General features: G+C 48.6%; 15 protein-coding genes and 1 tRNA gene. 2 read left to right on the top strand and 14 right to left on the bottom strand.

Annotation, left to right across the window (positions count from 1 at the left end):
* Positions 1–21: 21 nt before the first annotated feature.
* The 10 genes from C6P39_RS26185 to C6P39_RS26230 all read right to left on the bottom strand — a co-directional run bounded on the left by C6P39_RS26185 (position 22) and on the right by C6P39_RS26230 (position 13140).
* On the bottom strand, positions 22–1257 hold the full coding sequence (locus C6P39_RS26185; protein WP_104805696.1) for a molybdopterin molybdotransferase MoeA: 1236 nt from the start codon (positions 1255–1257) through the stop codon (positions 22–24).
* Between the two features lie 50 nt (positions 1258–1307).
* Positions 1308–4004 (bottom strand): formate dehydrogenase subunit alpha, encoded by a 2697-nt coding sequence (gene fdhF / locus C6P39_RS26190; RefSeq protein WP_104805697.1) that lies wholly within the window; start codon positions 4002–4004, stop codon positions 1308–1310.
* An 11-nt stretch (positions 4005–4015) separates the two neighbouring features.
* Complete coding sequence (locus C6P39_RS26195) at positions 4016–5896, bottom strand: NADH-ubiquinone oxidoreductase-F iron-sulfur binding region domain-containing protein (RefSeq protein ID WP_104805698.1); 1881 nt, start codon at positions 5894–5896, stop codon at positions 4016–4018.
* Positions 5893–6372 carry a complex I 24 kDa subunit family protein gene (locus C6P39_RS26200; RefSeq protein WP_033143449.1) on the bottom strand — a complete coding sequence of 160 codons (480 nt, stop codon included), beginning with the start codon at positions 6370–6372 and terminating at the stop codon, positions 5893–5895. The genes C6P39_RS26195 and C6P39_RS26200 overlap by 4 nt, the downstream gene beginning before the upstream one ends.
* Positions 6373–6664: 292 nt before the next feature.
* On the bottom strand, positions 6665–7837 hold the full coding sequence (locus tag C6P39_RS26205; protein WP_104805699.1) for a PP2C family protein-serine/threonine phosphatase: 1173 nt from the start codon (positions 7835–7837) through the stop codon (positions 6665–6667).
* Positions 7834–9561 carry a [Fe-Fe] hydrogenase large subunit C-terminal domain-containing protein gene (locus C6P39_RS26210; RefSeq protein WP_104805700.1) on the bottom strand — a complete coding sequence of 576 codons (1728 nt, stop codon included), beginning with the start codon at positions 9559–9561 and terminating at the stop codon, positions 7834–7836. Before C6P39_RS26210 ends, C6P39_RS26205 begins: the two co-directional genes overlap by 4 nt.
* 256 nt (positions 9562–9817) lie before the next feature.
* Complete coding sequence (locus C6P39_RS26215; RefSeq protein ID WP_095172578.1) at positions 9818–10411, bottom strand: TVP38/TMEM64 family protein; 594 nt, start codon at positions 10409–10411, stop codon at positions 9818–9820.
* Positions 10381–11472, bottom strand: coding sequence for a glycosyltransferase family 4 protein (locus C6P39_RS26220; RefSeq protein ID WP_104805701.1), 1092 nt, complete (start codon positions 11470–11472; stop codon positions 10381–10383). The genes C6P39_RS26215 and C6P39_RS26220 overlap by 31 nt, the downstream gene beginning before the upstream one ends.
* A gap of 1 nt (position 11473) precedes the next feature.
* Positions 11474–12736 carry a glycosyltransferase family 4 protein gene (locus C6P39_RS26225; protein ID WP_104805702.1) on the bottom strand — a complete coding sequence of 421 codons (1263 nt, stop codon included), beginning with the start codon at positions 12734–12736 and terminating at the stop codon, positions 11474–11476.
* 331 nt (positions 12737–13067) lie between these two features.
* A tRNA-Ala gene (locus C6P39_RS26230) sits at positions 13068–13140 on the bottom strand.
* Positions 13141–13367: 227 nt separating this feature from the next.
* Between C6P39_RS26230 and C6P39_RS26235 the strand changes: the two genes are divergently transcribed.
* Complete coding sequence (locus C6P39_RS26235) at positions 13368–14126, top strand: TraX family protein (protein ID WP_095172575.1); 759 nt, start codon at positions 13368–13370, stop codon at positions 14124–14126.
* Positions 14127–14250: 124 nt separating this feature from the next.
* Positions 14251–14862, top strand: coding sequence for a metal-dependent hydrolase (locus C6P39_RS26240; protein ID WP_095172574.1), 612 nt, complete (start codon positions 14251–14253; stop codon positions 14860–14862).
* Between the two features lie 144 nt (positions 14863–15006).
* Here C6P39_RS26240 and C6P39_RS26245 read toward each other — a convergent pair whose 3' ends face one another.
* The 4 genes from C6P39_RS26245 to argH form a co-directional block, all read right to left on the bottom strand.
* Positions 15007–15681, bottom strand: a complete 675-nt coding sequence (locus C6P39_RS26245; protein WP_104805703.1) for an acyltransferase — start codon at positions 15679–15681, stop codon at positions 15007–15009.
* Between the two features lie 5 nt (positions 15682–15686).
* Positions 15687–17708, bottom strand: coding sequence for a DNA topoisomerase (locus tag C6P39_RS26250; protein WP_104805704.1), 2022 nt, complete (start codon positions 17706–17708; stop codon positions 15687–15689).
* 58 nt (positions 17709–17766) lie between these two features.
* The gene (asd, locus tag C6P39_RS26255) at positions 17767–18852 is read right to left on the bottom strand and encodes an aspartate-semialdehyde dehydrogenase (protein ID WP_095172571.1); all 1086 of its coding nucleotides are present in this window, start codon (positions 18850–18852) and stop codon (positions 17767–17769) included.
* A 112-nt stretch (positions 18853–18964) separates the two neighbouring features.
* Positions 18965–20344, bottom strand: coding sequence for an argininosuccinate lyase (gene argH, locus C6P39_RS26260; RefSeq protein WP_104805705.1), 1380 nt, complete (start codon positions 20342–20344; stop codon positions 18965–18967).
* Positions 20345–20465 lie beyond the last annotated feature (121 nt).

Raw genomic sequence — 20465 nt, forward strand, 5'->3', positions numbered from 1 at the left:
GCAATGGCCCTTTCCACACCTCTAGTTCTCTCCCAGATACAGCGCATCAATGGTTGTCCCCGGCAAAAGCACGCCGGAACCTTTTGGGATCATACCGATCAGATTGCAGCCGCCCCATGGACTGACCATACCATTTGCCTGATTCTTCCTGGTGTTTAAACATACCCTGCCCTGATCAAATTCCAGAATACCCGGGATGATCCTTCCCCCGGGACTCTTCTTCGGAAATCCATCCGGAAGACATACGGGAATGCAGGGCACTTTATATTCCTTTTTGCCGCACATTTTGCGGAATGCGGGAAGCCCCAGCAAAAACAGCGCGGCCGCCGCTGCGGAAGGGTTGCCGGAAAGCCCTAAAAGTAGTTTTCCATCCTTCACGGATGCTAAAGTTGCCATTCCCGGTTTCATCTTCACCTGCCAGAAAAGCACCTCTGCGTCGATTCCCTCCATGGAGGCAAGGGCCAGATCATAGTCTCCCACAGATGCACCTCCGGTTGTGATAACACAGTCCGCATCCTGAAGACATGTTGTCAGTGCATCCTCGATCGCTGCCTGGTCATCCCTGACAATTCCGTAAATATCCGCTGTAATTCCCCACTGCCGCAGGAATCCCTGCAGCATATAGGCACTGCTGTTTCTTATTTTACCAGGTTTCAGCTCCTCCGATACCTGCAGAAGCTCGTCCCCGGTACTGATGATCTTGACTGTGGGTTTTTTGAAGACTTCCACCTCTCCATACCCAAGACCTGCAAGAAGCCCCACGGATGCCGGGCTTAAATACTCGCCTTCCTCCATGACGATCTCGCCTTTTTTTACATCTTCCCCTGCTTTTACGATGTTGCTCCCCGAAGCAATGGGGGAAAAGAAACACACTTCCTTTTCAGTAAAGGAAGTGTCTTCATATTTTTCCACAGCATCGGCTCCCTGAGGGATAGGTGCTCCGGTCAGTATTTTTACTGCCTCCATAGGCCCTATCACTTTTTCGGGGGCATGCCCCGCCGGTACCTCCTCGATAATTCTCAGAGTCACCGGCGTGTCATGTCCTGCTCCTGCAACATCCGCAGAGCGGATGGCATAGCCGTCATAGGGAGAGCGGTCAAAGGGAGGGATATTTTCTTTTGCCCGTACCCGGCAGGCCAAAATCCTGCCGTAGGCCTCATTGACTGCCACCTTTTCCCGTCCCATCCTCTCTGTATGAGAGAGGAGCAGGTCTATGCCTTCCTGCAAATCTATTCTCTTTGGATAGTTCTGTGCCATATCTGTTGTCTCCGTTCAGTCTGCAACGATCCCGTCAGCCGGACCGTCACTTATGCCTTCTCAATTTTGATCGCGCATACCTTATATTCCGGTATTCTCGCATATTTGTCCAGTGCCGCATTCGTCAGCCAGTTTGCATTTCCATCCGGGAAGTGGAACGGCATCCAGGACTCGCCCTGGGAAACCTTGCGTCCGACTCTCGCAGTGGATTCGATCTGACCACGCCTGGAAGATACTTTTACCTTGTCACCATTTTTGATCCCCAGTGCATCCGCATCTTTGTAGTTCATCTCAATATAAGAAGTGCCCTGGATCTCCATCAGGCCCTGTGTTCTTCCGGTCATGGCTCTTGTGGTATAGTGATACAGCATACGGCCTGTCATCATGATGATGGGATATTCCTCATCCGGAAGCTCTGCAGACGGAACATACTCTGCAGGATAGAACATGGCAAGTCCTCTTGAGAATTTGCCCACATGCAGGATCGGTGTTCCTGGATGATCCTTGGTCGGACACGGCCACTGAAGACTCTCACCTGCATCCAGCCTTGCATGACTGATTCCGCCGTAGCTTGGAGTCACGGATGCGATCTCATCCATGATCTCAGCGGAGGTCAGATGCGGCTGCTCATAACCCATACGGTTCATCAGGTCAATGATGATATCTGTATCCAGTCTCATTTCGCCGTCCAGCTTCACTGCCGGGCGTACTCTCTGCACACGGCGCTCTGTATTGGTAAAGGTACCCTCTTTCTCCGCATAGCTGACACCGGGAAGGATAACATCCGCATACTGCGCGGTCTCTGTCATGAACAGCTCCTGGATCACAAAGAAATCGAGGTTTTCCAGGGCTTTGATAATGTGGTGGGTATCCGGGTCTGTGACAATGGGATCTTCCCCGTAAATGTACAGGCCTTTCACCTTTCCTTCAATAGCAGCCGGGAATACTTCTGTAGAGTGAAGACCATTGTTTGGATTCAGCTTCACACCCCATGCCTTCTCGAATTTCTCCCGTACTTTCGGATTTTCCACTTTCTGATATCCCGGATAATCTTTCGGACCTGCTCCCATGTCGCAGGCTCCCTGTACATTGTTCTGTCCGCGGATCGGGTTGACGCCGCATCCCTCACGTCCAAGCTTGCCTACCAGCAGAGCCATGTTGGACATGGACATAACGCCCTCCGTACCGGTGGAATGCTCCGTAACACCCAGACAGTAGATGATGGGAGCTTTGTCCGCTTTCGCGTACATGATGGCAGCTCTTCTCAGATCTTCAGGGTCTATGTGGCAGATTTCCCCAACTCTTTCCGGGGTATAATCTTTTACAATCTCTTTGATCTTCTCATAGCCTTCTGTTCTCTCTTCGATGAACTTCATATCCTGAAGGCCTTCCTCGATGATCACATGCATAATGCCGTTGGCAAATGCAACATTGGTGCCAGGTCTTAATTTCAGATGGATGTCTGCTTTCTTGGACAGGTCAATGTCACGTGGGTCAACCACGATCAATTTGCAGCCCCTCTGTACAGCCTGACGGATCTGCATACCGATAACCGGATGTGCTTCCTCCGGGTTGGAGCCTACCATCATGATCAGGTCCGGTTTCTGGGTGATATCCGCAACCGGGTTAGTCATAGCGCCTGAACCCAGCGTCATAGCAAGGCCTGCCACAGACGCGGAATGGCATACACGTGCACAGTTATCTGTGTTGTTGGTTCCAAAGCAGGTTCTCACCATCTTCTGGACCATGTAGATATCCTCGTTTGGTGAACGGGAACATGCAAAACCTGCCAGGGATTCTGAACCATACTGTTTCTTGATCTCCATGAATTTGGAAGCCACCAGATCCAGTGCCTCGTCCCAGCTTGCCCGCTCAAATTCGCCGGTCTCTTTGTTCTTGATAAGCGGGTATTTCACTCGGTCAGCAGAATGTACAAAGTCAAAGGAACCGCTGCGTCCTTTTACGCAGAGCAGATTTTTATTGGACGGTCCGTTGGCCGGTTCCACGTCCACTACCTTGTTGTCTTTTACCACCAGATAGAACTGGCATCCGGTACCGCAGTGCGGGCAGGTGGTAAGGACCTTCTTGTCAATCTGCCACGGACGGAAGGATTTTCTTCTCTTGGAGGAAAGTGCTCCGGTAGGACATGCCTCCACACAGTTTCCGCAGGACTCGCAGGTACTTTTTCTGATCGGCACACCGAACGGTGTTCCCACTGAGGACTCAAATCCTCGTTCCATGGTGTCAATGGCTCCGCGTCCTACCACTTTATTACAGGTATTCACACATCTGTGGCAAAGGATACACAGGTTGGGATCATAAGTAAAAAACGGGTTGGAATCATCCACCGGGAACTCTGTCATCTCTCCCGCAAAGGTGGTTTTCTCTACGCCGTATTCCACACAGTAGTCCTGCAGCTTACATCTGCCGTTCTGGGCACAGGAGAAGCAGTCTGTCTTGTGGTTGGACAACAGCAGGTTCAGGATGGTCTTTCTGGACTCCACCACCTTTTCGCTCATAGTCTCGATCACATCGCCCTCGCTTACATGGCAGGAACATGCGGTATCCATTTTCTTTCTTCCCCTGTTCTCAATCTCCACCATACACATACGGCAGGAACCGTCAGGAAGCAGGTCTTTGATATAACATAATGTAGGGATTTTCACACCGGCTTTCTCTGCAGCCTGTAAGATGGTAGTCCCCTTCTCGACTTCTACAGGAATTCCGTCTATCGTAACATGAATCATTCTCTCTCCTCCTATCTTACCTCAATTGCATCGAAACTGCAGTTCTCTATACATGCTCCGCATTTGATACATTTTGCGGTATCGATGGTATGCGGCTCTTTCTTCTCGCCGGTGATGGCGCCAACCGGGCAATTTCTTGCACACTTGGTACATCCCTTACATTTTTCCGGATCAATATAGTAGTTCCGAAGCGCTGTACAGGTATGGGAAGCACATTTCTTATCCACAATATGCTCCATATATTCGTCGCGGAACATACGGATGGTACTCAGTACAGGAAGGGGTGCACTCTTGCCAAGACCGCACAGAGACAAGTCTTTTACACTCTTTGCAATCTCTTCCAGCTTGTCAAGGTCTTCCGGCTCGCCTTTTCCTGCTACGATCTTTTCAAGGATCTCCAGCATTCTCTTGGTACCGATCCGGCAGGGAACACATTTTCCACAGGATTCTCTCTGGGTAAAGCTCATGAAAAATCTTGCCACTTCCACCATACAGGTGTCCGTGTTCATAACAACAAGTCCGCCGGAACCAACAATAGCGCCGAATTTCTTAACAGAGTCAAAATCAAGAGGCTCATCCAAATGCTGTGTGGTCAGACATCCGCCGGACGGTCCGCCGATCTGCACTGCTTTGAATTCAGAACCTTCCTGAAGGCCGCCGCCGATCTCATAAATGATCTCCCGCAGGGTGGTTCCCATGGGAACTTCGATCAGGCCGGTATTCTCAATGGAACCCGTCAGGGAGAAGGTCTTGGTTCCCGGGCTTCCCTCTGTTCCGATCGTACGGAACCACTCATGTCCCTTTAAGATGATCTTAGGAACATTGGCATAGGTCTCCACATTGTTCAGGACCGTTGGTTTTGCCCACAGACCATGGTCAACCGTTCTTGGCGGTTTGGTACGCGGGAATCCTCTGTTGCCTTCTATGGAAGCAGTCAGAGCCGAACCCTCGCCGCAGACAAAGGCACCGGCGCCCCGGTTGATATGCATATGGAAAGCAAAATCTGTTCCCAGAATGTTGTCTCCCAGAAGATTTCTCTCCTCCATCACTGCAATGGCGTGTTTCAGTCTTGCCACAGAGTTGGGGTACTCGGCACGCACATAGATATATCCCTCAGCGGAACCTACTGCGTATCCGGCGATCATCATACCTTCGATAAGCTTGAAAGGATCCCCTTCCATAACGGAACCGTCCATGAATGCTCCCGGGTCACCCTCGTCACCGTTGCAGACCACATAGCGCTCTTTTTCTTCCTGTGCAGCAACCTGTTTCCATTTCCTTCCGGTGGGGAATCCGCCGCCGCCTCTTCCGCGCAGGCCGGACTGGTCCACTTCCTCCACAACATCCTCAGGTTTCATATCAAACAGCACTTTTTCCAGGGCTTTAAATCCGCCCGCTGCTATATATTCATCAATGGATTCTGCGTCAAATCTGCCGCAGTTTTCCAGCACGATACGTGTCTGTTTTGCAATGAAAGGGATCTCATCAGGCTGTACATAGGTCTTTTCCTCTTTCTTGTAGAGAAGTCTGTCCACAAGACCGTCACCCATAACGGTATGGTCAAATATTTCCTGGCAGTCATCCGGCTGAACCTTTATGTACTGCACCACTTTGTCGCCCTTCTGGATACGCACCAGGGGACCGAATTCACAGAATCCCTGGCATCCTGTCCTCTTGACGCCCACATGCTCTTTTTCATCATGGGGTGCAAATTCAATGGTGACATTGGGGGTATTCCCAACAATCTCCATCATCTTTTGATAGATTTTCTCGGAACCCGTAGCAATACATCCTGTACCGGAACAGACAAGGATCCTGCATCCATAAGACTGCAGCTCCTGCTCTGCCGCTTCCCTGCACTTGTCAAGTTCTGCTTTGTTTGAAATCATCATGCGCCTTCACCTCTCAATTCCTGCACTAACGCAACTACTTTTTCCGGTGACATCTTGGGATGCACTTCCTCATTGACCATGAGAGTGGGAGCCAGCCCGCATGCACCCAGACAGGATACTGTTTCCACCGTAAAGATCATATCATCGGTGGTATGTTTCTTTTTGCTCAGTCCCAGCTCTTTGTAGAGCGCTTCCAGGATCGGCATGGATTTTCTCACATGGCACGCCGTTCCATCGCAGACTTTAATGACATATTTTCCCTTTGGCTCAAAAGAGAAATTTTCATAAAAAGTTGCAACGCTGTAAGCTTTTGCCTCTGTCACCCCGATCTGCTGTGCAGTGTAAGTGAGCAGTTCCCCCGGCAGATAGCGGTATTCACCCTGAATGTCCTGCATGATCGGAATCAGGGATGACGGTTTCTTTCCGTACCGCCCAATGATCTCATCTGCCTTTTCGTAGTAAGATTGGTCTAACATATATTACCCTCCTATATATAATATATTACCTCTGGCACCCTGGAAGATGGACCCGCACATTTTTGTTCAAATGCTGAATGTCCGTAACAGTTCAGACAGGTCTGCGCATTTACTGCGCTGACCGTATGAAAAAGTAGTACCAGCAGGCATCCAGCCCATCGCGAAGCGATTTTTAATGGCTGGATGTGTAACGGTCCAGCTTGTCTGAACGGTTACGAATGTCCGCCTTCCAAAGTGCCAAATGACTACCGAATATTGCGGCCCGGTCCCATCCTTTCAAGGAACGGAGCCATTACCAAATCTTCATCTTCACATGTCTGCCTGCCTTCTCCAGACAATCCTTCAGGTGATAGGTCAGCCGCAGCTTTTCTCCTGCGTCTATGTGAAGTTCCGTGTTTGCCGGATTTCTGGCGTTCCCGAAAAAGATACGGATGTCTGTGGAATTCTCAAAAAGCTCCTCCAGAAGCCTTGCGGCTGCATCCTTTTTCCTGCCGAAACCAAGCACGGCCAGCCCGTCTTTTAAATAACGGTTGGCATATATATTCAAACGCCGGATGGTCAGAAGTCCCTCTGTCACCAGATCCACACCTTTTAGGGCGGACATGGCCGGAATATCATCGCATCTGGTGTCTTCAAGCGCTGTTAAACTCTCACCCAGATAATCTGCCACAAACGCCGCTGTGGTCCCTCCGCACACAATATGCTTTCCGGGTGATCCAAAAAACAATCTCAAAAAAGCTTCGTCTTTTTCCATCTGACTGGGCGGTCCTATCATCAGATTGGTAACTGCCCGCTCACATAATTTAATCACCAGAACTGTGGTATCATCATCTGTCTCATCTAAATTCAGGTCAACACAGGCGCTGGCGATATGGGCTGCCAGCTCTTGGGCTGACATATCTTTTTTATATTTTTGTTCACAAAAACGGACTACGTCATCCCGCCCCCACCCTCCGTCAGTTGTCTTTCCCATTCCGGCATTGGTGACGCCGTCTGACATGAGGATGAGCACATCGTCTTTTTCCAGGGTAAACTCTGCCTCCCGGATTTCTTTTTCCCCGATATTATGCGCGGTCTCCGGATATGCCGCAGACTTTCCATCTCTTAAAAGAATGAGACCCGGGTTGTCATACTGGGCCAGATATGCCTGTCTGCCGCTGATCTTCAGGGCGGTGAAGGTAGAGTACGCCATATTCCGCACATGACACACGGGAAGCGTTTTGGCAATAGCCTCCACGGCATCGTCAAGAGGCAGTTTCTTGATCATCATAGTGCAGAGCATTTTGGCTGTGAGCGTTGCCAGAATATTGGCTTTCACCCCGCTGCCCAGGCCGTCTGAGAGAACCAGTACCGTGTCTGAGCCTTTTTCCTCTGTAATATAATAATCTCCGCAGAGGGATTCTTTCTTTTTGTTCAGGCTGACATGTCCAAAATCCGCAAAGAGGTTGTCAAAGTGTATCTTCATAACCACTCCTCCGGATCATCTGTTTTGGGCTTCTCCTGCTCTGTGAGGATCGTCTCCTTTAACTTCTCCACAGCCACCTTGGTGCCGGCTGCGGTCTCCCCTAAAAGCTCTGCGATCTGATGGACAATACGAAGCTGTTCGTCTGCCAGTTTATCTGCCATCTGAGCAGCCATAATCCTGGTACGGCGCACCTCTTGCTGCTGTGCCACTTCTTTTGTGACATTTTTCATGATGCAGATGATCAGTCCGTTACTCTTATCATACGTGAGGACACGTTCCAGATAGACCTTGTATTCCTCCACAAAAATCTTATCCTGGGTAAAACCCTTTCCGAATGCCAGCATATTTACAAACGCATAGTCATCCATAAGCTTGGACACCGGCTGCCCTATAATGGCCTTTTTTCTTCTGATATCAAATAGATCCATGGCCGCCTTGTTAAGCTGCACCACTTCCAGATCCGTATTGACCGTCACCAGCATTCCCGGCATGGAGTTGATGATCTTGTTGGCATAGCTTGCCTCCCGCTCCCTCATATAAGGAATGCACATGGAGATTTCCGCTTTGTTCTGGAAAATAGCAATGGCTTTTTCCCTGCAGGTGTTGTATCCGCAGGCTCCGCAGTTTAATTCCTTTTGGTGGGTGGCCTTTCCCATCTTTTTCAGGATTTCCTGAAGTTCTTCCTCTGTGGGATTGGGATGCGTGACCTCTTTTTCAATAAACTCCCTCTCCAGGTTCAGATCCATGGGAAGATTAAAATCAGCTTCATCCTCCGGCCGGAAAGGGTCTTTCATGGAAGCAGCCATCACATCTATGGAGCTTTTCATTCTGCGTCTCTTATCTTTCTGAAAGGAAGGGCCTCCGATGCAGCCGCCCTCACAGATATTAAGCTCCAGGAAACATTTATGTATCTTTCCCTCCTGCAGTTCGTCCAGAACCTGCATACAGTTTTCCACACCATCTATACTTAAATAGGTGTAATCTTCATTTTTTCTGATAATCCTCGTAATACCACCGCTCATGGCGCGCATCCTGGAAAGCTTTGGAGTGGGTTCCTCCTGCTTATGCTCCACCCGGATGCCGCTTTCCTCCATCCAGGAGTCCAGCTCTTCAAAGGATATAACATAGGCAGAATAATTGTTCTTTTCGGAAATTTCCGCAACCGGAGAGATACAGGGGCTTATGTATACAGGAATACAATCCCTGTTCTTCTCTTTCAGATACTTTGCATGCGTCTGCATAGGGGACAATACCGGAAGCAGATATTTGGCAAGCTTGGGATATTTACTCCGCACCAGACGCACCACCGCGGGACATACAGAAGTGATCATCACATCCATCTGGCCCTCCTGGAGGATCCGTTCGTATTCCCTTCTCACCAGATATGTACCTTCCGCAGCTTCTCTGGCATCCGTAAATCCCAGTTTCAGAAATGCTTCCTGAAGTGCCGGAAAACTGCCCAGTCCGAATTTCGCCACATAGGCGGGATTCACACTTGCTACAAGCGGATACCCTTCCCCGATCATCCGCTTCAGGCTGGGTACATCATTTTTCTCCGCCTTTGCATGCTGGGGACAGATGATGGTACACCTTTCACAGAGAATACAGTCATCCTGCATGATCTGTGCCTGATGATCCTTGATCCTGATGGCCTTCACCGGACAATGGCGTACACACTTATAACAATTTTTACAGTCTACCGGTTTAAATTTAAGAATCCACATAATTTCCTTTTCCGTCCGCACATGATGATGCAGATTGTTAATATTGCTTAGAATTATCTATTTCATTATACATGAATCATTGGATTTATACAATATTCATTCCTCAATTTTTCTTTTTATTTGTAATTTTCCCACAATAAATGACACCTCGTCATGCATACTGTATCTTTGTAACTGCTCTGACTCTACATATTATATACGGAAAAACGCCCCTTCTGCCGCAGCTTTATGCTCCGCAAAAGGGACGTTATCCTTATCAGAAGATCATTTTTAAGACCTCCATGATACCTGTAAGGCCCAGGCTGTATAGGAGAATTGACCCGGGCTTACCCAGAATGATAATGGCTGTAAATTTCTTTAACGTCATCCTGGTCAGTCCTGCAATATAACACAACAGGTCGTCAGGGGCCACGGGAAGGAAGATCGCCACCGCAAACGCCTTGTCAAACCCATTCCCCTTGCTCAGCCATCCAATGTATTTATCATAATTCTTCTCACCGATCATATTCCGTACGAAAGGTCTGCCGTACTGTCTGGAGAGCAGGAAAGCCAATACAGAGCCAATGCTGATGCCAATGTAATTATATACAAATCCCCACACAGGGCCAAATATCAGCACCCCGCCAAGACATCCTATGGCGCCCGGCAGGATGGGGATCACTACCTGGACGATCTGGATCAGAACAAACAGGACCGGAGCCCACATACCACAGTCATGAAGAAAAAGTTCCAGGGCATCTTTTGATACAAAGATCCTGTTCTGCACCCCATAGAAAATGAAAAATCCCATTCCGATCAGTCCCGCGACGGTACAGAGGTTCATGAGAACTGCTGTTCTTTTTGTCTCCACACTTTTCCTCCTCTCTGCCGCACAGGGACCGGACGCTTTACCTCCGCCGCTGTTTTTTCATAATATTCCTTCCACATCTGCCCAACATGCTCCCTGCTGTAGCATTCATGTCCCGCAAAGGAGGCATGGGCACTTCTCTGATAAAAATCCGGGTCCTCCCTGAGCTGTTTTAACGTGCTCACAAAAGCTTCCATATTGTCTCCTCTGAGTGCGTAATCAAACAGTATCGGATCATAGATCGGAAGGTTCCGCACCAGGACCGGGATTGCACAATTCATGGATTCCAGTATGGTCATGGGGAAGAGTTCCTCGTAGGACGGCAGGAACATCACATCTGCCATATTGTAGATTTCGTTCATTTTCTCCCTGTCCACAATACCCAAAAAACGCACATTCGGCGGAAGATGTTTCATCATTTTCCTGATCTCCTCATACCCGTCGGAAATCCGGCCAAAGGAAAATCCGCCTGCCCAGACAAACATGCAGTCCGGCATTTTTTTAGCTGCCTCCACAAAGTCAACCACACCTTTCCGCTTTTGGAGCTGCCCCACACACAACACGGTAAACGCATCTTTGCTGATACGGTATTCCCTGCGTATACGTGCTCTCTCCTCACGGGGAAGGGGATAAAAATCCTCCTCTGACACCACATTGGGAATATACGTCACCCGCTCTTTCGGTATTCCGTAATGCGCCAGACGCTCAATAAAATAGGGATTGACCGTCACCAGCTTATCCATTCTTTTGTAGAAGGAAAGCATATAGCGGTAGAAGATCTTTTTCATAAATTGGGGCAGATGGATGCTGTTCTCCACGGTCTCGGGAAGAAAATGTACATAACCCACCGTTTTGCCCTGCCGTTTCCTGCGCCCTATGCCCAGATAAAATTCCGGGTTGATAGAATGATAATGTGTGATCTCACAGGACTCCTTTGCGTTGTGCAGTACTTCAAACTTTCCTTCTAAAACCTGTGCCGCCAGCGCCACCTGCTCATCATGGGCGGAAAGGACACCCTGCCCTTTTACCATATCTGCTTTTGACATCATATTTATTTTCATCATATCAGGAAACCCTCCTCATCATACGTTTCATCATCGTCCGTCCCCAGGCAGCATGTTCCGTGTCTCTTTGAAATACGGGAATCTGCTCTTTTTCCTCGCAGGCAGCCCTGTAAGCACGTTCTACCATGGTACAGAAGTTCCAGGTTGAAAATTCTTCTGCCATCTCTTTTGCCATTTTTGCCATCTCCTGTCTTCTCTCTTCATTTTCCAGAAGATATAAAAGATGCATACGGAAATACTCATACGTCTCATACTGGAAACCATTGCAGCCGTCCGCTATGACTCCGTCCAGACATTCGTCTTTTCTGCACAGTGCAGGGACACCGCTTGCAAGAGCCTCAATATAAGTAATCCCCTGTGTCTCACTTTTGGAGGCACATACAAAGATGTCTCCCAACTGATAGTAAGCCCACACTTCCTTAGGGGCAACCATCCCGGTAAAGCAGACATTCTCTTCTATGCCCAACTGCTTTGACTGATATTCCAGATTCTCTCTGTCAGGCCCGTCCCCTGCGATCAGAAGTGTAAGGTTTTCTCTGCCTTCCGCTAATAGTCTTGCAAAGTATTCCAGGATTTCCTCCAGATTTTTCTCTTTTGCCAGCCTTCCCACACTGACAAGGACCTTGTTCTGTTTCGGAATACCCAAAGCCTCTTTTCTTGCATCCTTTTCCCCGCGGCTCAGTGTCCCACTGAATTTTCTTAAGTCTATGCCGCTTGGGATCACATCAATGGCCGGCTTTACCTGATAAGTGGAAAGGATATCCTTCACTTTCCCGGTTGGAGCAATCACACGGTCCGTCCGGTTCAGAATGGTTCTGGAAAATTCAGCTACCGCCTTTTTGCCTGCCTTCCGGCCTGCTGTATATCTGCCCAGAACACCCGGAAGATAATGCATGTAGTCCGCATAAATGGTGTGGTAGGTGTGAAGGAGCGGGCATCCGCATCTTCTGCTGATCTTGGAGGCATACTGGAATGTCATAAATTCACACTGGGAATGAACCACATCCGGCTCCCAGTCGATCAGCTCACTGATATAAGGATTGCTGTACGGAAGAACCGCTCTGGCATTGGGATATATGCTTCCCAGATCCATGGATTTCACATAATATACTTCATTATCTCTATAAGAAGCTCCGGTCTCGGAGAGTGTCAGAACCCTCACCTCGTGTCCGCGCTCTTCTAATTCTCTCTTCAGATTGAGAACAGAGGTGACTACTCCGTTGACAATAGGTTTGTACCAGTCTGTTGTAATCAATATCTTCATCAAAAGTCCCCCTTTGTTTTCTCCTTGTCTTAGGTTATATTCATCTTAAACGGAAGACTTAAAGAAATGGTCGGCGGATTTTTAAAAATTTTCTAAAGAAAGTCAGAAGAATTCACTGTGTTTCAGTAAAAGACATCAGTACAGGGGGTATGTCTGATGAAGAAGCAGCCCAAATGTTAGGTAGAACGCTCAAAGAACAGCAACGGCTCCTGGCAGCAGTCAGAAGCCGTTAACATCATAGCATCTGACTTTGCGGTCGGATACTATTTTCATTTCCGATTTTAATAACTATACAAAAAAACCCGCTAAACAGCGGGTTTCAAATCAGGTATGGAGCATACGGGATTCGAACCCGTGACCTCCACAATGCCATTGTGGCGCGCTCCCAGCTGCGCTAATGCCCCTTAAGATTTACAACGATGTTATTATAGCATATAGTTATCAAAAATGGAAGTATAAAAATAAAATTTTCCCAAGGGAACGCTGCGCCATGCACAAGCCTCCAAAATCAGGCTGCGCCGAAATGCAGTGTTCTCTCAAAAGCAGCATCTATAAATATGAAACATATCTTGCCAAATTACCTAATTCAGTTATATGATAGGTAGGAAATATCACATAAAGGAGACACAATATGCCCAAAAAATCATTCCGCCCATCCCGCTGGCAGCTTCTGCCCCCTGTTTTTTCGGGATCCACACTGAAGATCATTGCCATAGTCACCATGCTGATCGACCATATCGGTGCCGTCATCCTGGAAAAAGGATACATGCAGGCCTATCAGATGAATCTGCCCCAGGCCCTTTCCTATGAAAATACACTTCTTATATGGAAAATTGACTGGGCACTCAGAAAAACAGGCCGCATTGCCTTTCCCATATTCTGTTTTCTGCTTGTCGAAGGGTTTATCCACACCTCTGACAGAAAAAAATACGCACTGCGGCTTGCCCTGTTTGCCCTTCTCTCGGAGATCCCTTTCGATCTATGCTTTAACGGCAGCGTCCTGGAGTTTTCTTATCAAAATGTAATGATCACCCTGCTGATCGGATTTCTTACACTCATGGCTATGGATGAAGCCCGCAAAAGAATGCCTGCACTGGCACTTGTGGCTGCCGGGGCCGGTCTTCTTCTGGGATATCTTTTAAAGACAGATTACAGTTATAAAGGCGTCATTCTCATTATCATACTGTACCTGTTCCAGAGCTATCCCCTGGAAAGGACCATTGCCGGCTGCCTCTCTCTGCTGTGGGAAGCACCCGCCTGCCTGGCTTTTATCCCTATCAACATGTATAACGGACAGAGGGGCCGGAAGATCAAATACTTTTTCTACCTCTTTTACCCGGTACATTTGATGCTGCTCTTCCTCATACGCTATGCCCTTTTGAAATACTGATCTCTTTCTCTCTTTGCAACCCTGCAAGAAAGAATACCGAAATGGGGAAACGAATCTAACAAGCTTAAATAACATAAAGAAAAAGGACGGCCTCCCTACATCCGTCCTAAGGATTGGAGTACATATGACAGGAAAAACACATCTATCTGTAGGTACTGCGGCTGCCATCTGCGTAACGCAGCCGCAAACCTTAAGCAGTTTATTATTATGTCTGGGTACAGCCGCCATCGGCTCAGTCATCAGCGATATTGACGTAACAACCTCGGATTCCAGAGAACAGCTAAACAAAATCTCCATACTCACCTTATTGGTCATCGCCGCTCTGCTCTTTGCCGAGTGGAAATGGAATGTGGGAATCCGATACCGTTTTCAAAAAGAGAGCAGCATATACAGACTCGCCGTAAGTTTTCTGCTGTTCCTTGGTGTGTGCACCTTTGGAAAGAACCGGCCGCACAGGTCCTTCATGCATTCCCTGCCCGCACTGGTGATCCTGAGCGGTATTGTGTATGGAATTTTCCCGGACCTTACCCCTTATTTTTTTGTAGCCATGCTCTCTCACATGCTGATCGATATGCTCAACTACAAAAATGTGCGTATTTTATACCCACTTAAATTCGGCATCAGCCTGGACCTGTGCCATGCTAACGGACCGGTAAGCAAAGCTTTGTTCTATGCAGGTCTGGCAGTCCTCTCTGCTATGCTTTTGTTTCTTTTATACCGGATCTATTTTATCTGACCGCATGAGAGCCCCCATGCAAGCCTAAAGGCAGGCAAAGACAGAGAACTCCTCTCCAAACTCCACACCGTTTAAGAAAAGGAGCGTGGTCCTAAAAGGCCACGCTCCATTATGAAAATCCGGCAGACCGGATCGGTCATTGTCCTATTCTTCTATCTTCTCCACCACTTCGTTCTTATTCTTGTAGATACTATTCGCCGGAACCACTCCGCGCACTGAGGACAGAGGATAAATGTTGCTGTGGCTTCCGATCACAGTTCCCGGATTCAGTACAGAACCGCATCCCACTTCCACTTCATCCCCCAGCATGGCGCCGAATTTTTTCAGCCCTGTCTCAATCTTTTCTGATGCACCTTTTACAACCACCAGTTTTTTATCGGACTTTACATTGGAGGTGATGGAGCCTGCCCCCATGTGTGACTTAAATCCCAGAACAGAATCCCCCACGTAATTGTAGTGGGGAACCTGTACTTTGTTGAACAGGATCACATTTTTAAGCTCTGTGGAATTGCCCACTACAGCCCCTTCCCCAACCAGCGCATTCCCGCGGATAAATGCGCAGTGGCGTACTTCCGCGTCTTTCCCGATGATCGCAGGACCATTGATGAATGCCGTGGGAGCAACCTTTGCGGACTTGGCGATCCACACATTCTCCCCTCTTTTCTCAAACTCTTCCTCACTGAGCGTGCTGCCCAGTTTTACGATAAATTCGCTGATGAAGGGAAGCACTTCCCAGGGATAGGTCTTGCTTTCCAGAAGTTCTTTTGCCATTGTCTGGTTTAGATCACTGTATAATTCACTGATTTTTAACTGTTCCATTCTCTTTACCTCTTTCCGCCGGATTTTCCGGCTTTTTTGTAATATACGGCCGCCGCGTCAAAAAATTGCTTCAGCGCCAGTTGATTTCTCAGTCCCAGCACGCCCTGGGTTCTGCTTCTGACAAAATTCTCCAGCTTTTCCATGTATTCGTCCGGGGTGATCTCCCCCTCAGCCACATAAGTAAGTCCCTTCTCCCAGCTTGCCGTAAGCTCCGGGTTCAGCAGGGAACGGATGGAGGCGTTGACCACATCAAAGATCATCTCTCCCAGCAAAGTGGGGGTGATGACCTGTGTCTTCTTATTCAGGGCCAGATATTTGATGGTCATAAGCTTTTTCAAAATTTCCGCCCTGGTGGCACTGGTGCCGATTCCGCTGCCCTTTATCTGTGCTCTCAGCTCCTCGTCCTCAATGAGCTGCCCGGCATTTTCCATAGCCAGGATCATGGAACCTGAGGTGTAACGTTTTGGCGGGGATGTCTCGCCCTCTTTTATCTGAAAATCCTTGATATCCAGCTCACTGCCCTTTTTAATGGTCTGCAGTATTTCCAAGAAGCTGGTATCCTCTGTCTGCTCCCCTTCCTCCTGGGCGCTCTCCTCCTTCTTTTTGGCAAAGGAGTTCTGCACCACCTTCAGGTATCCCTCTGAGACCAGGATCTTAAAAGAGGAAAACAGTCTTTCCTTTTGAATCACCGACACAATACTCACCTTCTGGTAAACAGCAGGAGGGTAAAAAATACTTAGAAACCTGCGCACCACAGTCTCATAAACCTTCGCCGCAGAGGGATGGAGGCTGCCCAAAGCACCCATTCCCTGTCCTGTGGGGATAATGGCATAGTGGTCTGTGATCTGCTTGTCATTGACATACCTTGTCTTCGCCAGATTCTTATAACTGCCCTCTGCCAGGATCTCCTCCGCAAACGGCTTTCCGTGCACATACCCGCGCAGACCGCCGATGTTTTTCTGTATCTCTTTTGCCACCGCGGTGGAGAGCACACGGGCGTCTGTTCTGGGGTAGGTGACCAGTTTTTTCTCATACAGCTCCTGGACTATTTTCAAAGTCTCATCCGGGCTGATTTTAAATAAACGGGAGCATTCATTCTGAAGCTCTGCCAGGTTAAAGAGGAGCGGCGGATTTTTATTTTCCTTTTTCTTCTCAATCTTCTCCACCACAGCCTTAAAAGGAGGATCAGCCGACAAAATGGCCTTCAATTCCTCCGCATGTTTCCGCTCTTTGAATCCATTCTCCTTATAGAGATAAGGCGACCCGAAATACCGGCTGCCCTCCACGGCCCGCCACTCCCCGTCAAAGGGGTGTCCGCCCGCCGAAAAACTGCCCAGCACACGGTAAAAGGGTGTTTTTACAAATTCACGGATCTCCCGTTCCCGGCGCACCACCATGCCCATAACACAGGTCATGACACGGCCCACAGATATGGCCTGGTATTTGCTGCCCAGGTAATTAGATATGGCATTGCCATATTTTAAAGAGAGAAGCCGGGAGAAATTAATGCCCATCAGATAATCTTCCTTGGCCCGCAGATAAGCGGAGGCAGATAAATTATCATAGGCACTTAGATCCTTTGCCTCCCGGATCCCCCTGAGTATCTCTTCCTCTGTCTGGGAGTCGATCCACACCCTCTTCTGTTCCTTGTCTTTTACATCTGCCATCATGGCAACCAGGCGGTAGATGTACTCTCCCTCCCGCCCGGAGTCGGTACAGACATAGATGGTGGAAACGTCATCCCGGTTAAGAAGTCCGCTCACGATCTGAAACTGTTTGGATACGGACGGTATGACTTCGTATTTAAATTCTTCAGGCAGAAAAGGCAGGGTCTCCAGACTCCACTTTTTATATTTCATGTCATATTTTTCCGGGTAGCTCATGGTGACCAGATGACCTACACACCAGGTGACAATGGTGTTCTCTGACTCCAGATACCCGTCATGACGGGAGGTCTGGACTTTGAGCGCCCTGGCAAATTCCTGTGCCACACTGGGCTTTTCTGCGATAAATAAAGATTTATTCATAAAAGCTCCTCTTCCATGCAATCAGACCGGAGGGAGCTCCCCGGTCTGACTTAAAGTTTTATTTTTTTGTGATAAATCCTTTGGCTTTCAGTGTCTCTGCACAAAGGACAGCACCGCCGGCAGCGCCGCGTACGGTGTTGTGAGAAAGACCAATGAACTTGTAATCATATACACTGTCCTCTCTCAGACGACCTACCGTTACACCCATTCCATTTTCATAATCAACATCCAGGGTAACCTGCGGACGGTTGTCTTCTTCCATATAGCGGATGAACTGTTTGGGAGCGCTTGGCAGGTCTAATTCCTGAGGAGCCCCTTTAAAGTTCACCATCTTTTCGATCAACTGCTCTTTGGTCGGGTTCTTTCTGAATTTTACAAATACGGCTGCTGTGTGTCCGTTCAGCACCGGCACACGCACACACTGGGTGGTGATAACAGGCTCTGCTGCCTTCTCGATCACGCCGTCTTTAATCTCACCCCAGAGACGGAGAGGTTCCTGCTCGCTTTTCTCTTCCTCACCACCGATGAAGGGGATCACATTTCCCTGCATTTCCGGCCAATCCTTGAAGGTCTTGCCTGCTCCGGAGATTGCCTGGTAAGTGGTTGCCACTACTTCGTAGGGCTCAAATTCTCTCCATGCTGTGAGCACCGGTGCGTAGCTCTGAATGGAACAGTTGGGTTTTACGGCAATGAAGCCTTTTGTGGTCCCCAGACGTTTTTTCTGGAATTCAATGACATCAAAGTGCTCTGGATTGATCTCCGGCACTACCATAGGTACGTCCGGTGTCCAGCGGTGTGCGCTGTTGTTGGACACGACCGGTGTCTCTGTCTTTGCGTATGCTTCCTCGATGGCTTTGATCTCCTCCTTGCTCATATCAACAGCAGAGAATACAAAGTCAACGGTGGATGCCACTTTCTCCACCTCAGATACATTCATGACTTCCAGCTTTTTCACAGCTTCCGGCATGGGTGTATCCATTTTCCAGCGGCCGCCTACAGCCTCCTCATATGTCCTGCCTGCGCTTCTTGCACTGGCTGCCACAGTTACCACCTCAAACCAAGGATGATCTTCCAGCAGAGAGATAAATCTCTGTCCTACCATTCCTGTTGCGCCTAAGATACCCACTCTTAATTTCTCACTCATACGGCAATTCTCCTCGTCTATGTATTCTGTGCGGAGGGTTTGTTCTCCCCGTGCGCACATTTGTTTTTCCTAAACAATACTATAACAAATCCAGGAAAAAAGCAAGCATTTTTTAGATTTCTTCTAGATATTTTTTATGCAGTGCAAGAACCTGCTTCATGGCAGCCTCACCAGGAGCACCGATGGTATTTCTCTTCTCCACACAGTTCTTCATGCTGATCGCCTCATAGATATCCTCTTTGAACACCGGACTGATCTCCTGATACTCCGAAAGGCTCATCTCATCCAGGGAGATATTTTTCTCGATGCAGGCAAGCACCAGGCGGCCCACAATACCGTGGGCATCCCGAAACGGCACGCCATGGTTCACCAGGTAGTCTGCGGCGTCAGTGGCATTGGTAAAGCCGTTCTTTGCACTCTTTTCCATATTTTCCCTGCAGAAGGACATGGTGGCGATCATACCGTTAAATAAAGCGATGCAGCCTTTTACGGTATCAATGGCATCAAAGGTAAATTCCTTGTCTTCCTGCATATCTTTATTGTATGCCAGAGGAATTCCTTTCATGGTAGTCAAAATGGACATGAGCGCGCCATAGACACGACCTGTCTTTCCTCTTACCAGCTCGGCAATATCCGGATTTTTTTTCTGGGGCATGATACTGCTGCCTGTGCTGTACCCGTCATCAATCTCCACAAAACGGTATTCATTGGAGTTCCACAGGATAATCTCCTCACAGAAACGGCTCAGGTGCATCATAATGGTGGACAGGCCTGACAAAAGCTCGATTAGGTAGTCCCTGTCAGCTACAGAGTCCATGCTGTTCAAAGTCGGCCCGTCAAACCCCAGAGCCTCTGCTGTAAATTCCCTGTCAAGAGGATAGGTGGTCCCCGCCAGGGCACCGCTTCCGAGAGGGCAGAGGTTCAGACGTTTTTTCGCGTCCGCCATACGGCTCCTGTCGCGCTTGAACATCTCAAAATACGCGCCGAAGTGATGTGCCAGTGTCACAGGCTGCGCTTTCTGCAGATGGGTGAAACCCGGCATGTAAGTATGTACATTCTCATCCATAACCTTATAAATGGACTCCAGCAGTTCTTTTAAGAGGATGTCGATCTCCCCAATCTCATCCCTCACATACATCTTCATATCAAGGGCCACCTGGTCGTTGCGGCTTCTGCCTGTGTGCAGTTTTTTGCCCACATCACCGCAGCGGCTGATCAGATTCGCCTCCACAAAACTGTGGATATCTTCATACTCAGGGGAAAAGGCAAGTGCTCCGCTTTCTATATCCGCAAGGATCCCTTTCAGGCCTTCCAGGATCGTCTCCTTCTCCTCCTCCGTGATTATGCCCTGCTTTGCAAGCATCGCGGCATGTGCCATGCTTCCTGTAATGTCCTGTTTGTAGAGCTTATTGTCAAAACTTAACGACGCATTGAAATTATATACCAACTGGTCCGTCTCCTTGGTGAAACGTCCGCCCCATAACTGAGCCATCTTTATGTACCTCACTTTTTACAAATTGATTTATTTTTTGTTCCGGCTATCCCGGGATCCTGCGCCCCGCTGCAGCCGTAAGCCGCCTATCCGGCTTATGGGTAACAGTTTATCATTATCT

This window comes from Blautia marasmi (assembly GCF_900258535.1).
GTDB lineage: Bacteria > Bacillota > Clostridia > Lachnospirales > Lachnospiraceae > Blautia > Blautia hominis.

Excerpts from the sequence above, each read along its gene's own strand:
- C6P39_RS26185 (WP_104805696.1), bottom strand. The coding sequence starts at position 1,257 with ATGGCACAGAACTATCCAAAGAGAATAGATTTGCAGGAAGGCATAGAC.
- fdhF (WP_104805697.1), bottom strand. The coding sequence starts at position 4,004 with ATGATTCATGTTACGATAGACGGAATTCCTGTAGAAGTCGAGAAGGGG.
- C6P39_RS26195 (WP_104805698.1), bottom strand. The coding sequence starts at position 5,896 with ATGATGATTTCAAACAAAGCAGAACTTGACAAGTGCAGGGAAGCGGCA.
- C6P39_RS26200 (WP_033143449.1), bottom strand. The coding sequence starts at position 6,372 with ATGTTAGACCAATCTTACTACGAAAAGGCAGATGAGATCATTGGGCGG.
- C6P39_RS26205 (WP_104805699.1), bottom strand. The coding sequence starts at position 7,837 with ATGAAGATACACTTTGACAACCTCTTTGCGGATTTTGGACATGTCAGC.
- C6P39_RS26210 (WP_104805700.1), bottom strand. The coding sequence starts at position 9,561 with ATGTGGATTCTTAAATTTAAACCGGTAGACTGTAAAAATTGTTATAAG.
- C6P39_RS26220 (WP_104805701.1), bottom strand. The coding sequence starts at position 11,472 with ATGATGAAAATAAATATGATGTCAAAAGCAGATATGGTAAAAGGGCAG.
- C6P39_RS26225 (WP_104805702.1), bottom strand. The coding sequence starts at position 12,736 with ATGAAGATATTGATTACAACAGACTGGTACAAACCTATTGTCAACGGA.
- C6P39_RS26235 (WP_095172575.1), top strand. The coding sequence starts at position 13,368 with ATGCCCAAAAAATCATTCCGCCCATCCCGCTGGCAGCTTCTGCCCCCT.
- C6P39_RS26240 (WP_095172574.1), top strand. The coding sequence starts at position 14,251 with ATGACAGGAAAAACACATCTATCTGTAGGTACTGCGGCTGCCATCTGC.
- C6P39_RS26245 (WP_104805703.1), bottom strand. The coding sequence starts at position 15,681 with ATGGAACAGTTAAAAATCAGTGAATTATACAGTGATCTAAACCAGACA.
- C6P39_RS26250 (WP_104805704.1), bottom strand. The coding sequence starts at position 17,708 with ATGAATAAATCTTTATTTATCGCAGAAAAGCCCAGTGTGGCACAGGAA.
- asd (WP_095172571.1), bottom strand. The coding sequence starts at position 18,852 with ATGAGTGAGAAATTAAGAGTGGGTATCTTAGGCGCAACAGGAATGGTA.
- argH (WP_104805705.1), bottom strand. The coding sequence starts at position 20,344 with ATGGCTCAGTTATGGGGCGGACGTTTCACCAAGGAGACGGACCAGTTG.